Source organism: Streptococcus sp. 2018162 (genome assembly GCF_019754175.1).
Taxonomy (GTDB): domain Bacteria; phylum Bacillota; class Bacilli; order Lactobacillales; family Streptococcaceae; genus Streptococcus; species Streptococcus hashimotonensis.
In genome coordinates this window covers 142,978-156,646 of record NZ_JAIJZP010000001.1, presented here as the reverse complement: position 1 = coordinate 156,646, position 13,669 = coordinate 142,978, and the positions used below count along the sequence as shown (strand labels likewise).

Below are 13,669 nucleotides of genomic sequence, written 5' to 3'. Positions count from 1 at the left end.
TCGAGAGGATAAGAAAAGAAGAGTCCTCAAACTCTTCTCAGTCTTTGATTCTCCCCTCCCAATCAATCGCACCATTTTCATAGGCTTCTTGGTAGAGGAGTTGGGAAAGGGTGAGTTGGTCCAGTTGGGCGTAGAAGGCCGCTAGACCGTTTTCTAGGGTGGTGCGAATCTTGTTCTCACTCTCTTCGACATGGGCTTGGTCATCAAAGATGCTATGAGAGAGGTGCTTAAACTGAATGGTGTCCTCGTGGAGCTGCAAGGCATAGAAGACATCTTTCAGACTAATCTCCTCAATGGACCGCCCCAGCTGGTAACCGCCTGCCTTGCTGGCATTGGCAGAAACCAGACCTGCTTTTGAGAGTTTCATGAGGATTTTTTTCAGGTAAGAATCCGACACCTGTAAGACCTGGCTGAGCACGTGGCTCTTGACAGGGCGGTGATCTTCTTGTAAGGCTAGGATAATCAGTACATAGACTGCTTGTTCGACACTTTTGTTGATTTTCATTGATCCTCCAAGGCACGTTTGCCTGCTCTTAGAATGGTGGCATAGAGGGTCTTAGCCATTTTCCCTGCTAGGCGGTTGGCTAGCTTTTGACCGACTGGTGTGAGCACCTCAATCTCAATAGTCCAAGTGACATTTGTCTTCTGCTCTGCTATTTTTTCAAACGCAATCTCCGTAAAATCCTGACGGACAGCTGGAAAGGAGTGATTGACCTTGTAAGAAATTGAGTCGTTGGGGCTGACGGCCGTGATTTCCTCTCGATACCAACCTGCTATCATGATAATATCACGCTGGGAGCCTTTTGTCCATCGGCTTTTTCCCAGCCAAGCGGAGCGAAAAACTATGGCCGAGGCCGTAAAGTTTTCGGACTGGTAAAACCAGGTAAAGACTTTATCGAGAGGAGCCGCGATTTCCTGACTGATACGAACACGTTCGACCGGCATTTATTTCACCATTTTTGAAACCAGCTCGTCTGCCACCTCGGTCACCAAGACAGGTCTCATGTTTTTCACGAACAGACCAAAGAATTTGAAGACAGGAACGAGTTTAGCGAGGGCATCGCTGCGGCCATTACCATAGACAACTGTTGGCTCAACCACCTCGGTGCGAATGCCACTGGCACGGAGTTGGTCTGCGATGTGTTTTTTGCCGTCTAGGAAGGATTTTGGTCCCAAAAGACCGCCGATAAAGCCCATAGCTTTGACTTGCTTGTCCTTGGCAATCTGCAACATAACCTGAGCTGGCTTGTCATTGACCGCTTTAAAGGCAACTGGGTCGCTTTCTGGGCGACCAACAAAGTCCACAATGTAGTCAACTTGGTCTGGTAGGACGGCTGCCACTGCTTTATAATCCGACACATCCATCGCAAAATTATAAATACGAGAGTTGACAAGCTGGTTTTTGCCAGAGCGTGAGATGACATAAAAGACAGCACTTGGGTCTTTTTTGAGCCATTTTTCTGTTACATTGCGGCCGATATAGCCGTTTCCGCCGAGTAATATTACGTTTGTCATATTGTTTTCCTGCTTTCTTTCTCTTTCTTAGGACTTTTAAAATCCTTGGTTATCAGTATATATCCAAAGACTTTTTTTGTCAACGGTTTTGTTTGTATTTTTGAAAAAGAAATTTTAACATGTGATATACGATGTGGTATGCTAAGCTTTATCAACTTGTCCGTACAAACGGACGCAAAAAGGAGAATGTATGACACTTATTTTGGGAATTGTGGCAGGGCTGATTGCCTTTGCTATTGGTGGTTTATGGTATGGTTTGATTTTCCGTGATGCTTGGATTGAAGCCTCTGGCATTGACATGGCTAAGGTAGAAGCTGACCGTCAGGCTGGGAAAAACGGCCAAAAGGAAATGATGATTGCCTTGACCATTGAAGTTTTGACTGCTGTTGTGGCGATTTTCTTCATCAAGACCCTTGATGTTTCACCACTCCACGCAGCTGGCGGCATGGGCGTGATTGCAGTGCTTGCTTCATTGAAAAACTATGTCTTTGAGCAACGCCCTATTAAACTCATCCTCATCAACGAAAGCTACAAACTGGTCTGCTACTTGGTAGTCGGAATCATTGCCTTGTTTGTATAAATCAACAGTCAGGGGAGTGACTGTTGATTCTTTATGGTACAATAAAAAGAAGACTAAGACCAAAGGAGCCCCCATGTCCCTCTCCCTCCGAACGATTAAACTAATATTTGCTACCGTACTGGCTATTTACCTAGCGACCGCCCTAGGTTTGTCCTATGCGACGGCAGCTGGCATCATCGCCATTCTCAGCGTCCTCGACACCCGCAAGTCCAGCTTCAAAATGGCCCGCAACCGCCTCTTTTCCACCCTCCTGGCCCTGACCATAGCCGTCCTTACCTTCGCCCTCTTTGGCTTTGGCATCTGGACCCTAGGCATCTACCTAGCCCTCTACGTCCCTCTGGCCTACCGATTCAACTGGGAGGCTGGCATCGCCCCCTCGACCGTCCTCGTCACCCACCTCTTACTAGAGCAAGATATTTCTCTGATTTTTTTAGGAAATGAGCTGGCGCTTTTTCTGATTGGGGCAGGACTGGCACTCTTGTTTAACCTCTATATGCCCTCGCAAGAAAAGAAAATCGAGGCCTACCACGACCAAGTCGAAGACCTGCTCAAGCAGATTCTCCTCCGCTTTGAAGCCTTTCTGCTCAACGGCGATGGACGAAACGAGGCAGCATTGATTACGCAGCTGGATAAGACCTTGGATGAAGCCCTCAAAGTCGTCTATCTAGACCGCCACAACCAACTCTTCCAACAGACCAACTACCAGGTCCATTACTTTGAAATGCGAGCTGCACAAAACAAAATCCTGCGGACCATGGCAGGAAATATCAACAAATGTTTGCTAGAAGGCAGAGAAAATGTCATCCTGTCCAGCCTCTTCGAGCGAGCAGCCCAGCAACTAAGCCGAGAAAACTCCGCCAAGGAACTGCTCCTGGACATCGAACTCTTCCATGCCACCTTCCGCGAGCGACCTCTGCCACAAACCCGAGAAGAATTTGAAACCCGTGCCACCCTCTTCCAACTCCTACACGACATGGAGGCCTTTATTCGCCTCAAGGTTGACTTTTATGAGGTTTATAAAGATGAAGATGAGGGTAGTGAAAAAGGAAATTAAGATGAATCGCAATTTTTACTTCTATCTTTCAAAATTGATGTGCCTCTGTAAATAAATATCTATGACTACTATATTATACGGAGGGACCATGACTATTATTACTTATGCACTGATTCTCGGTATTTCAACAAGTATCGATTATTTCCTAATTTTATTCCTTTTATTTTCACAGGCAAAAAAACCAGGTGAAAGACGCACAATCTATTTTGGACAACTACTTGCTAGTTTTATACTCATTCTCTTAAGTTCGACCCTTAGCCAAGTTGCCAATGTTTTTCTAGCTGACTGGATCCTTGGTCTGCTCGGCTTCGTCCCTATTCTACTAGGGGTTAGAATCCTTTTTGAAAACGAAGCAGAAACAGAGATTCCTGATAGCAAAATCGGACTACTATCTATCATTTTTATTTCATTAGCATCGGGAGTAGATAATTTAGGAATATTCACACCCTATTTTACAACTTTAAGTACCTTAGAAACGCTCTTAACTGCTGGCCTGATCTTGCTAGAGACAGTCGCCATTTGCTACCTAGCAGAAAAATTTGGGAGTCTCCATAGCATTTCTGAATTCATAGAAAAATATGAAAAAATGATTCTTCCAACCATTTTTATCATATTAGGAATCTACATTTTATTCGAATTCGGAACAATGACCTACCTACTGCAATTACTAACATAAGAAAAAGAACCGTCAGTTTAAACCGACGGTTCTTCTATTTTCCCATAAAATTCATCCAATACTTGATTGTGCAAATGCAAGAAAGACAAGCCCATCATGACCGTATTCCCTGCGACTGCAATGATAAATTCCTCCTTGGCGGACACCTTCCCTAGCCAAATGGATATAATCAAAATGAGATTGTAAAGAAAGATATAAAGAGCTGTTAAGCGAATTTTTCTAAGTAGTATCTTCATAGGAACCCTCCTGTAAGTATCTTTTCTATATTTATTATATAGAATTCAGTAAACAAAAACAAGGAATTATATGTTCCTAGCCAAAAACCGCCAGATTTTCATCTGACGGTCAGGTGTTTTATGAACAAATTATAGAAGATTAAACAATGGCTTGATCTGTTTCATCATCAAAGAAATGAGCTTTATTGAGGTTGAAGGTCAAGCGCACCTTGTCTCCTGGATTGTGGTAATCACGCGCATCTACACGAGATACAAATTCTGTATTTCCTACTTTAGAGTAGAGCATGGTTTCCGCACCAAGAAGCTCTGAAACGACAACTTCTGCTTCCACGATAGAAGATGGATAAGTGTCCAACTCCAATTGTGAAGCTTTAATGTCTTCTGGACGGATACCCAATGTAAATGATTTACCATTGTAGCCTTTTTCTTCCAAGTGCTTGCGACGACCTTCTGGAAGATCTACTTTGAAACCATCTCCAACAAGCACACCCTCTTGAAGAGTCACTGTAAAGAAGTTCATTGCAGGACTACCGATGAAGCTGGCAACAAATTTGTTTACAGGTTTATTGTAAAGCTCTTCTGGGCTACCAATTTGTTCGATACGACCGATTGTACCTGTACCTGCTTCATTCTTAGTCGCAGACATAATAACAATACGGTCAGCCAAGGTCATAGCTTCTGTCTGGTCGTGCGTTACGTAAATCGTTGTTGCACCAATACGACGGTGGATTTTAGCAATCTCTGTACGCATGGATACACGCAATTTGGCATCCAAGTTTGACAAAGGCTCATCCATAAGGAAGACTTTTGCATCACGGACAATGGCACGACCCATGGCAACACGTTGGCGTTGACCACCAGAAAGGTCAGCAGGTTTACGTTGCAAGAATTCTGTCAAGCCAAGAATTTGTGCTGCTTCTTCCACACGTTTTTTGATTTCATCCTTGCTGTATTTACGCAATTTCAAACCGAAAGCCATGTTGTCAAATACAGTCATGTGTGGGTAAAGGGCATAGTTCTGGAATACCATGGCAATATCACGGTCTTTTGGTGCCACATCGTTCATCAACACGCCGTCGATGTAAGCTTCACCTTCTGTAATATCTTCCAATCCAGCAATCATACGAAGAGTAGTTGATTTACCGCATCCTGAAGGACCTACGAAAACAATAAACTCTTTATCTTTAATATCTAGATTAAAGTTTTCAACGGAATAATGCTCGCTATTTGGATATTTTTTATAAATATTTTTTAAATTAAGTTGAACCATGTTCAAGCCTCACTTTCTTTGATAGTTTTATTGTAAATGAAAGCGTTTTATTTTTCTAGGTCAAGGTGAACAAAAAGAACACAATCTTTTGTACAAGTTGCACAAAAGACTGTGTTACTGAAATAGTTTACTTTTCAAAAATTCAATGAGCCCTTTGGGATTTTCAGGAGAAAAAGGGACGATGCGATGGGCGGCATTCTCAAAGGCTACAACGCTTTTCTCATCATTAGCCCTATTAGATACTTAAATCCATGATAACCATGTAGCAAACTGCCAAATCCGTCAATTCCTTGAGCTGTAATCCCGTCCAATCAAACCATTTGTCCAAGCGATACTGCAACGTATTTCGATGGATATAGAGAGACTGGGCTGCCTTGGTTATGACCGCACCTTCTTGCCAAAGAGCTACAATTTCCTTTTCTAGCTGCTGGTGGGCAATCAAACTAGCAAGTCCTTCTCTCAAAACGGGGTGGAGTTGACCTGCCCAAAGATAGAGCTGACCGAAGGTAAGCAACCGTGATTGATGATGGCTGCTTCGCCAATGGTGAAAAAGGGATTGTTCAGCTTCGATTAATTGTGGCCAAGAGTGTACCAATTTGGCTGGCCAGATTTGCCCTAAAAACAATGTGATTCTTAGACCAAAATCGAACTCCATGGTAGCAAGGGTGTCACGCAGTATTTCTTTGACATCAAAAAGAGGTGCCTGATGTAGAATGAATAGGTAATCCTGTCCATTGCCTGTATAGTAGCCTTGGAGATTGGGGAGGAGTTTGGCCATCATATCAAGCCAGGCTACCTTTCCATCTTCATCGGATACATGGCCTACATGAGCATGAATAACCTGTAGCTTTTCCAAGGTTTGTGGAAGAGGACCTCCCCCTTGGAAATAGCGTCCCCAAGGATGACCTTGTTCTGCGCTCGAGTCATTCATCAGCAAGTCAATCAGTTCGATTTCTCGATCTGTCAAATCCTTGCGTTCAACGGAAAACCAAGTATGATCAGCCAGAGGCAACTGGATACTTGCTCCGCTTTCTGTCTTTTCAAATACAAGCCTTCCTTTTGGAAATAGGTGCTGCAATTCTTCCCTTTTGCTCATCTCGCCTCCATCTCATTCTGTCTGTAATTGACCGATTTTCTGTCGGTAATTTTTGGGAGATTCCCCACAAATGCGTTTAAAAATCTTATAGAAGTAGCCCACATTCGTGTAACCAACTTGAAAACAAATTTCTTCGATTCCCAACTGACTGTTCAAGAGAAGCTGCTGGGCTACCTTGATTCGCTGATGATTGAGCAATTCTGCAAAAGTATGCCCAGTCTCTTTTTTGATAAGTTGACCTAGGTAAACCGTATTTAGGTAGAGATGAGCACTCATATCTTTCAAAGACAATTCCTCTGCAAAGCGTTCACGAACAATCGTAACAACTTCCTGTACATGAGGACTATAAGTGGAACTCTCGGAAAATTTTTTCAGATAATGACAAAAATACTCCATTAGTTGATGTAAATCTCGACTAGCTTCTACCTTTACATAGAAATCTTCCAAGCGCTGATGGTCTTCTTCATTAAAATAGTAAAACACATCCGACATCATCTGATTAAAAAATTGTTTTGTTAGGTAGACTGCCGGAGTGGTTTCTCGCAATTTATCAGCCAAATGTGGTAAAACATCAACGATTTTTGCCAATTTTCCTGCACGTAGAAGCGGTTCCATATCTTTATAGAGTTCTGTGGTAGTAGCCGTTAAATCTTCTGATAGTTGCCTATAAAATAAGCGCCTCTCTACCTTATCAATCAACTGCCGTATGGTCATCGTCGGGGTGACTTCTTCTGTATATAGACTACCCTCTGGTCGACTTTCTGTCAACTGAAAATAGTAGACTTGATGTAAAATATTTTTTTCACGACAGTAGCCCATTGGGTTTGGAGTCTCTCTAGCGGCAAACCATGTTTTCTGGGAGTGACTTAATAACTCGCTCGCTGTCAGGGTTCCTGCCAAGAAGCCCTTGGTATATTCCCTATCTGTCTCTTTCTTCAACGTTGGTAGCTGTTGGAGCAGCTTAGCCAGTTCTTGTTTATTGATGGGCTTAAGGAGATAATCCATTGCCCCGAGGGAGATAGCTTTACGGGCATATTCGAATTCTTGAAAGCCAGACATGATGATAATATGGGTATCAGGCGATTGTTCTTTCATTCGTCGAACCATTTCTAGGCCTGTCATATCTGGCATGCTGACATCGGTCAGGACAAGGTCCACAGTATGCTGTGAAAAATAATCCAGCGCTTCTTCGGCGTTCTCTGCCGTATAAACAATCTCGACATTGTATTCATGATAAGGGAGAAGATGCTTCATCCCTTCCAAAATCATATATTCGTCATCAACTACTAACATCTTATGCATCATGCTCATCTCCTCGGGGGAAGACACCTTCAAATAAGATTGAATAGGTCACCCCTTCCCCTTCTTTAGAATCTAATTCTATCTGGTAATGGTCTCCAAAATAGAGAAGTAACCGCTCGTGAACGTTTCGTAATCCGATTGATTGTGACCGATTTTCTTGCGACAGTTCTCGACTTGCCAAGAGGTGTTTGTAGGCTTCTAGGGTTTCTGCGTCCATTCCCTTACCATTATCTCTGATGAGAATTTCCATATCCTGTCCACGCTTGAGAGCTTTGACACTAAGCGCATTGTCTTTTCGTTTGAGGTCTACTCCATGGACAAAATAATTTTCTACAAGAGGCTGGATGACAAAACGAGGAATTTCAACTCTTTCGCACCCAGGATCCATTTGATAGGCATAGGCAATGGAACGAGGATAGCGGATTTGACAAATGTAGCTATGTTTTTCGCAAAATGAAAGTTCTTCTGCCACCGTTGTCATTTTTGCCTGTGTCACACTACTGCGAAGCAAGCTTGAAAATTCATAAATCATATCCCCTAGCTCATCCATCTGCTTGCTGACTGCATACATACGGAAAAATTCCAAGGTATTGTAGAGAAAATGGGGGTTAATTTGGGCTTGTAAGGCTCGCATATTGGCATCTTTCTGAGCTAACTGCAAGCGATAGATGTCTTGAATACTCTGGTCCATAGCATCCAGCATCTGATTGATTTCTGATGAAATGACATACATTTCCTGCTCTTTATTGTCCGTCTGTAGACGAAGATGCCTGTCTTCGCCACGAATCTGTTGCATGGTATCAACAATGTCCAGTACTTGGACTTCATATCGTTTAAACACCCTTCTCAGGACCAGTAGTAAAAGAGCAACGAGGCAACTACTTCCTAGAAAAATGATTCCGACTAGGCTACCAACTTTTTCAATAGCATGTTGCTGGTCAACTCCAACTGCAATTTGCAAATCCCCACTCATTCGATAGGAGAGCGGAGGCGAGGCAACATCTGGTCGTAAGCTATAAAATTCCCGATCCAGAGAATCTTGAACTCTAACGGTCATGGGGAGATCCGTCTTACGTTGGATATATTGCTTCAGTAAATCCGCATCGATGGTGACATAGATGGTCGCAATACCTTCTGTTGTCGACGGAGAAAATAAGGTCATCGAGATACTATGTTGCGGAGCCTTGTAATTTTCGGCCGTGACCTTTTTACCAGACTTTAAGTCAGAGGTAGAAACAAAGACAGTATTTGCATCCATCGGAGCAATATCGACTCCTTCTACGAAGGGATAATAGAGATAAAGAGTGCGAACAGAATCCTGCAAGGAAATCCGTTTGACCATCAGGTGAGGGTGACTCAGTAACCAGACCTGGTACTGAGAAGGAGATAATTGAAAATAGTGATAAAGACTGTCTAGACGATCCCTGTCCGTAATGTAGTCTGCTAGATAATTCCCAACCCGTCCTTGATAATAATCCAACTCCTCTTTTAGACCATCTGCTACTTCCTGTTGAATGCGGATGCGATTGGTGTCATACTGATACCAGCTGATGTAGGAAAGAATACTGGCAAAGAAAATGACAATCCCAATCACTAATAAAGAATAACTTTTCAAAAGAGTATGAATTAAAACTTTTTTCATAAGTAATCCTTGTCAACTTGCTTGTACACTGGATCAAAGGCATCATAGAGAAATAAGAGCCATAGGACCGGTAGGAAGAAGAATAAAATCAAGGGAAGTTTGAATAGCATGAACCCACAGACGAGACTGCCTAACAAAAATTTGACCAGGGCTTTCCAATCAAGAAAAAGCGAGACAGCTGCCAACTGTAAGCCTGTTTTTAGACTAAATTCAAAATGTACTTGAAGTTTTAAAAAGAGAGCATAGAGCGCAAAAACATAGAAAAGACCAAAAGCATTTGTAATAAGAACTGCTGGCATCCACCAGGTCTGGGGCAATTGAATCAAGAGCCAAATGCCGCTAAATAAAAGACCAATCAATAAGAGGACAAGACCGAGGCCAAGGTTAAGCCGAATAAAATGCTCTTTAAAATAGCCAAACGCCTCTCGAAAATGGTACTTAGATGCATCCATATGATAGTTATCGTAGAGGTAAAGTATCGTTCCATTTGCTGGTGAAATGCCCAGCACTACGCCTCCTAGCAATAGAAGAACCAAATAGATGGCACTCAATTTCATGAGGAAGAAAAGAAGAGTAAAAAGCCTGTCTAACCACCCTAACATTGTATATTCCTCCTTTTTTATCTATTTTATCAAAAATCGGTGTTTTTTGTATATATTAACATAAAACAAATGCAAAAAGGTTGGATGTTGAACCCAACCTCTTTTCACACTTCATCACCTGTATCAAATTATTTATTCGCTAAAAACTCATCGTATTGTTTTTGCATTTCTTCTTTTACTTTTTTGTAGGATTCTTCTGCTTCCAATTTTTTCAGCATTTCTGGAACAGCAACATCAGGATCCACAGTACCAGTATTGATACTTGCTGCATATTGGCTCATGATATTTTGGATACTTGTAATTTCAGTCTTAACTGCATCAGCATTGAAGTTGAAGCCAAGAAGTGGAGACTCTTCTGCACCTGCCAGCAATTCTTCTGCTTTTTTCACATCTTCATCTGTTACCTTGTCAGTGATGTACAGAATTTGGCTATTACCTGTGTTCCAAGCTGACATACGAGTATCGCCTTTGTAACCATCCAACAACTTAATACGATTTTCAGCACTTGGGTCTTTTTCCCAGTTGACTCCCTCTGGACCAAATACCAAGCCGTTCAGCAATTCTGGATTTGTATTGATAAGAGTCAATACTTCCATAGCTTTTTCTTTGTTCTTAGATGTTTTTGAAATGACAAAGTTTGCTACTTGGGTAGAGCCGCTTGTCTTATAGGCAGATGTGATTGGTTTAGAAGTAATCTTATAGCCTGCAACTGTTGAAAGGAGGCTATCACCAAAGTCAGCTGGTCCTTGTGTTTCTTCACGAACGAACCAGTTGGCTACATCAAGTGAGAAGGTTGCGTCAGTAGTCGCTGCATCTGCCATAATGTAGCCAGCCTTATAGTATTTGTGAATGGTACGAAGGTTATCCATGTGACGGTCCACTTCAAATGGGTTTACCACTTTTGTAGTGTCGCCTTTCAAGTCGATAGCAAATGGTAACTCATTTCCAGCTGGATATTCCAAACCGTCTGTTGATGGTTTGCTAGATTTTACCCAGGCAAATGGTGTCACATCTGCTTCTTTTTCTTTGATGGTTGCCAACATGCTTTCCACATCATCGTAGCTATCTACTTTGGAAATGTCAAAACCATACTTATCAACCATGTCTTGGTTGAAGGAAAGCATCTGTTGACTAGCTACGTTACCGATGACAGGGACTGCGTAGATTTTCCCGTCGATGGTATTTCCTTTGATGTAGGCAGGGTCAATAATGTCATAGAGAGCCTTGCCTTCTTTCTTGTAAAGTTCTGTTAAATCAGCATAAGCTCCTTTTTGCGCATTGATAATATAGTTGTCTGCAAAGGCAATATCATATTCCTCACCAGATGAGGTAATAATGGCCATTTTATCCTTATAATCACCCCATGAGATATACTTGATGTCTAGATGGGCACCTGCTTCTTTTTCGATAATCTTATTGGCATTTTCCAAAAGAACATCAATGTTTTTCGGTGCGTCTCCGATTTGATACATGAGGATGTTTGTCAATCCATCTTCTGTTGTAGCGCTACTTGATGCGGTCTTATTTCCAGTCAGACTACCACAAGCGGCAAGGGCAGCTGCGGACGCAAGTGTCACGCAGGAGTAGGCAAATTTTTTCCATGTTTTCATTTGGCTGTTCCTTTCTATTTTTTTAGATAATGAAGTATGGAATACGATTGTTAAGATAGAGTGATGTCTCTACTCCTTGACTCCGCCAATTGTCAAACCTTTGACAAAGTAACGTTGGAAGAAAGGATAGAGACAGGCAATTGGTAGAGTCGATACGACCACAATAGCCATACGTGTTGCTTCTTTTGGAAGGGCCCCTGCAACTTCTGAGGACATGGCCGCTGCCGCGGCAGCATTTTCAGAAAGATATTGAATGTTTGCTTGAATTTTCATCAGCAGGTATTGGAGGGGGAAGAGGTTATCGCTCTGGATATAGAGGAGAGCGTTGTACCAGTCATTCCAAAAAGCGAGGGCTGTAAAGAGAGCGATGGTTGCGATACCTGGTAGGGTTAATGGCAAGCAGATTTGGAAGAAAATCCGAAATTCACTGGCCCCGTCAATCCTGGCGGATTCGATAATAGACTCAGAAATAGTCTTTCTAAAGAAGGACCTCATCACCATGATATTGAAAGGAGACAGTAGCATGGGTAGAATCAAGGCTGCCACTGTATCTTTGAGATTTAAAAACGAGGTCATGACGATATAGGTTGGAATGGTCCCTGCGCTAAACAGCATGGTAAAGAGAGCCATCAGGGTAAAAAATCGTCTGTATCTGAAACTGTTTCTCGAAATGGCATAGGCGTAAAGAACGGTGAAGAAGACATTCAAACTCGTCCCTACAATGGTCACAAAGAAGGTGATAAAGAGGGCTTGGAGAATCTGATCTTTCAATTGAAAGAGATATTCATAACCCGCCAAACTCCATTGCTCTGGCCAGAAAGAATAGCCGTTGATAGCCAAGCTTGTCTCATCTGTCATAGAAATGATGATAACAAATATGAAGGGAAGGGTACAAGATAGGGCAAATATCCCTAGTAAACTTGAGAAAAATAGATCTGTTTTCTTACTAAATGAATGAATAGAAACAGAAGTGATTTGTTTCTTTTTTTTCATACTCCCCTCCTAGAATAAGGCTGATTCCTTATCAAAGCGACGAACAATCAGGTTGGTCACTACCACCAAGATACAGCCGACAACAGATTGATAGAGACCTGCCGCGATAGCCATACCGATGTCCCCTGTTCCTGCAATGCCACGATAAACGTAGGTATCAAGGACTTGAGTCACATTGAAGAGAGGACCTGAATTTTTCGGAATTTGATAGAAAAGGCCAAAGTCTGCTCGGAAGATATTTCCGACAGCCAGAATCGTTAAAATAGTCATCAGAGGCATTAACTGAGGAAGGGTGACATAGCGGATGCGTTGCCACTTGGTCGCTCCATCCACAATCGCAGCTTCATAGTAGGTTGGATCAATGCCCATAATGGTTGCATAATAAATAATACTGTTGTAGCCCAAACCTTTCCAAATTCCTAAGAAAAGCAAAATGAAAGGCCAATAGGTCGGTGTGCTGTACCAGTTGATAGGATCCATCCCCATGCCTTTGAGAATATTGTTTATCAATCCTTTATCTGGACTCAAAAATGCGTAAACGAAGAAACTGATAATGACCCATGAAAGGAAATAAGGGAACAAGGTTGTGGTCTGGTAGATCTTTACCAGCTTCTTCGACCGCATCTCACTAAAGATAATGGCAATACCTACTGCAAATATTAGCCCTAACACGATAAAACCAAGATTATATAAGATGGTATTTCTTGTGATGATATAGGCATCGGATGACTGAAATAGAAATTTAAAATTATCCAATCCTATCCACTTACTTTGGATGAGACTATCCCAAAAGCCGTTTCCTGTATGACGATAGTCCTTAAAAGCAATCACATTGCCAAATACTGGAATATAGAAAAATAGAATGAGCCAGATGACTCCTGGCAATACCATTAGGAAAAAAATGGCATTTTGTTTTAGATTTTTTATGAGGTCTTTCATCATAGCTCCTTTCTATTATGAACCTTTACATTATTAGTTTACTCCTGATTGGGCCAACTGTGAATTGCCACATTATAGGCAAAATTCTACAAATTATAGGTGTATATAACAACCGATATATCTTCTGTAAAAAACAAAGAAAATCTGGGTTGCC

At 42.0% G+C, this 13,669-nt stretch carries 15 protein-coding genes; 3 read left to right on the top strand and 12 right to left on the bottom strand.

What is annotated here, in order from left to right:
* Positions 1 to 37: 37 nt before the first annotated feature.
* From K5Q22_RS00700 to K5Q22_RS00690, 3 genes are read right to left on the bottom strand one after another with little or no spacing between them, the layout of a single operon-like run.
* Positions 38 to 505, bottom strand: a complete 468-nt coding sequence (locus K5Q22_RS00700; RefSeq protein WP_205013398.1) for an Rrf2 family transcriptional regulator — start codon at positions 503 to 505, stop codon at positions 38 to 40.
* Positions 502 to 945 carry an SRPBCC family protein gene (locus K5Q22_RS00695; RefSeq protein ID WP_141597278.1) on the bottom strand — a complete coding sequence of 148 codons (444 nt, stop codon included), beginning with the start codon at positions 943 to 945 and terminating at the stop codon, positions 502 to 504. The genes K5Q22_RS00700 and K5Q22_RS00695 overlap by 4 nt, the downstream gene beginning before the upstream one ends.
* Complete coding sequence (locus K5Q22_RS00690; RefSeq protein WP_172035615.1) at positions 946 to 1,515, bottom strand: NAD-dependent epimerase/dehydratase family protein; 570 nt, start codon at positions 1,513 to 1,515, stop codon at positions 946 to 948.
* Positions 1,516 to 1,705: 190 nt separating this feature from the next.
* Here K5Q22_RS00690 and K5Q22_RS00685 point away from each other — a divergent pair, with 190 nt between their 5' ends.
* From K5Q22_RS00685 to K5Q22_RS00675, 3 genes are all read left to right on the top strand, one after another.
* Positions 1,706 to 2,095, top strand: a complete 390-nt coding sequence (locus K5Q22_RS00685; RefSeq protein ID WP_205013399.1) for a DUF1761 domain-containing protein — start codon at positions 1,706 to 1,708, stop codon at positions 2,093 to 2,095.
* A 73-nt stretch (positions 2,096 to 2,168) separates the two neighbouring features.
* Positions 2,169 to 3,149: an aromatic acid exporter family protein gene (locus K5Q22_RS00680; protein ID WP_044680221.1), complete on the top strand. Its 981-nt coding sequence runs from the start codon at positions 2,169 to 2,171 to the stop codon at positions 3,147 to 3,149.
* Between the two features lie 88 nt (positions 3,150 to 3,237).
* Positions 3,238 to 3,825, top strand: coding sequence for a cadmium resistance transporter (locus K5Q22_RS00675; RefSeq protein ID WP_024406511.1), 588 nt, complete (start codon positions 3,238 to 3,240; stop codon positions 3,823 to 3,825).
* A 17-nt stretch (positions 3,826 to 3,842) separates the two neighbouring features.
* On the opposite strand, the gene K5Q22_RS00670 is transcribed toward K5Q22_RS00675, so the two are convergent.
* From K5Q22_RS00670 to K5Q22_RS00630, 9 genes are all read right to left on the bottom strand, one after another.
* Complete coding sequence (locus K5Q22_RS00670; protein WP_205013400.1) at positions 3,843 to 4,061, bottom strand: hypothetical protein; 219 nt, start codon at positions 4,059 to 4,061, stop codon at positions 3,843 to 3,845.
* A gap of 139 nt (positions 4,062 to 4,200) precedes the next feature.
* Entirely contained in the window at positions 4,201 to 5,331 is a 1,131-nt protein-coding gene (locus tag K5Q22_RS00665) for an ABC transporter ATP-binding protein (protein ID WP_002938838.1), read from the bottom strand.
* A 235-nt stretch (positions 5,332 to 5,566) separates the two neighbouring features.
* Positions 5,567 to 6,427: a helix-turn-helix domain-containing protein gene (locus tag K5Q22_RS00660; protein WP_205013401.1), complete on the bottom strand. Its 861-nt coding sequence runs from the start codon at positions 6,425 to 6,427 to the stop codon at positions 5,567 to 5,569.
* Positions 6,428 to 6,439: 12 nt separating this feature from the next.
* Entirely contained in the window at positions 6,440 to 7,732 is a 1,293-nt protein-coding gene (locus tag K5Q22_RS00655; protein WP_205013402.1) for a response regulator transcription factor, read from the bottom strand.
* The gene (locus K5Q22_RS00650) at positions 7,722 to 9,371 is read right to left on the bottom strand and encodes a sensor histidine kinase (protein WP_205013403.1); all 1,650 of its coding nucleotides are present in this window, start codon (positions 9,369 to 9,371) and stop codon (positions 7,722 to 7,724) included. The genes K5Q22_RS00655 and K5Q22_RS00650 overlap by 11 nt, the downstream gene beginning before the upstream one ends.
* Positions 9,368 to 9,973 carry a DUF624 domain-containing protein gene (locus K5Q22_RS00645; RefSeq protein ID WP_205013404.1) on the bottom strand — a complete coding sequence of 202 codons (606 nt, stop codon included), beginning with the start codon at positions 9,971 to 9,973 and terminating at the stop codon, positions 9,368 to 9,370. Before K5Q22_RS00645 ends, K5Q22_RS00650 begins: the two co-directional genes overlap by 4 nt.
* Before the next feature lie 128 nt (positions 9,974 to 10,101).
* On the bottom strand, positions 10,102 to 11,583 hold the full coding sequence (locus K5Q22_RS00640) for an ABC transporter substrate-binding protein (RefSeq protein ID WP_014638653.1): 1,482 nt from the start codon (positions 11,581 to 11,583) through the stop codon (positions 10,102 to 10,104).
* A 69-nt stretch (positions 11,584 to 11,652) separates the two neighbouring features.
* Positions 11,653 to 12,576, bottom strand: a complete 924-nt coding sequence (locus tag K5Q22_RS00635) for a carbohydrate ABC transporter permease (RefSeq protein ID WP_012027800.1) — start codon at positions 12,574 to 12,576, stop codon at positions 11,653 to 11,655.
* A 9-nt stretch (positions 12,577 to 12,585) separates the two neighbouring features.
* Positions 12,586 to 13,515, bottom strand: a complete 930-nt coding sequence (locus K5Q22_RS00630) for a sugar ABC transporter permease (RefSeq protein ID WP_012775341.1) — start codon at positions 13,513 to 13,515, stop codon at positions 12,586 to 12,588.
* Between the last annotated feature and the right edge of the window lie 154 nt (positions 13,516 to 13,669).

Excerpts from the sequence above, each read along its gene's own strand:
- K5Q22_RS00675 (WP_024406511.1), top strand. The coding sequence starts at position 3,238 with ATGACTATTATTACTTATGCACTGATTCTCGGTATTTCAACAAGTATC.
- K5Q22_RS00630 (WP_012775341.1), bottom strand. The coding sequence starts at position 13,515 with ATGAAAGACCTCATAAAAAATCTAAAACAAAATGCCATTTTTTTCCTA.
- K5Q22_RS00695 (WP_141597278.1), bottom strand. The coding sequence starts at position 945 with ATGCCGGTCGAACGTGTTCGTATCAGTCAGGAAATCGCGGCTCCTCTC.
- K5Q22_RS00690 (WP_172035615.1), bottom strand. The coding sequence starts at position 1,515 with ATGACAAACGTAATATTACTCGGCGGAAACGGCTATATCGGCCGCAAT.
- K5Q22_RS00640 (WP_014638653.1), bottom strand. The coding sequence starts at position 11,583 with ATGAAAACATGGAAAAAATTTGCCTACTCCTGCGTGACACTTGCGTCC.
- K5Q22_RS00655 (WP_205013402.1), bottom strand. The coding sequence starts at position 7,732 with ATGATGCATAAGATGTTAGTAGTTGATGACGAATATATGATTTTGGAA.
- K5Q22_RS00680 (WP_044680221.1), top strand. The coding sequence starts at position 2,169 with ATGTCCCTCTCCCTCCGAACGATTAAACTAATATTTGCTACCGTACTG.
- K5Q22_RS00650 (WP_205013403.1), bottom strand. The coding sequence starts at position 9,371 with ATGAAAAAAGTTTTAATTCATACTCTTTTGAAAAGTTATTCTTTATTA.
- K5Q22_RS00635 (WP_012027800.1), bottom strand. The coding sequence starts at position 12,576 with ATGAAAAAAAAGAAACAAATCACTTCTGTTTCTATTCATTCATTTAGT.
- K5Q22_RS00685 (WP_205013399.1), top strand. The coding sequence starts at position 1,706 with ATGACACTTATTTTGGGAATTGTGGCAGGGCTGATTGCCTTTGCTATT.
- K5Q22_RS00700 (WP_205013398.1), bottom strand. The coding sequence starts at position 505 with ATGAAAATCAACAAAAGTGTCGAACAAGCAGTCTATGTACTGATTATC.
- K5Q22_RS00665 (WP_002938838.1), bottom strand. The coding sequence starts at position 5,331 with ATGGTTCAACTTAATTTAAAAAATATTTATAAAAAATATCCAAATAGC.
- K5Q22_RS00645 (WP_205013404.1), bottom strand. The coding sequence starts at position 9,973 with ATGTTAGGGTGGTTAGACAGGCTTTTTACTCTTCTTTTCTTCCTCATG.
- K5Q22_RS00660 (WP_205013401.1), bottom strand. The coding sequence starts at position 6,427 with ATGAGCAAAAGGGAAGAATTGCAGCACCTATTTCCAAAAGGAAGGCTT.
- K5Q22_RS00670 (WP_205013400.1), bottom strand. The coding sequence starts at position 4,061 with ATGAAGATACTACTTAGAAAAATTCGCTTAACAGCTCTTTATATCTTT.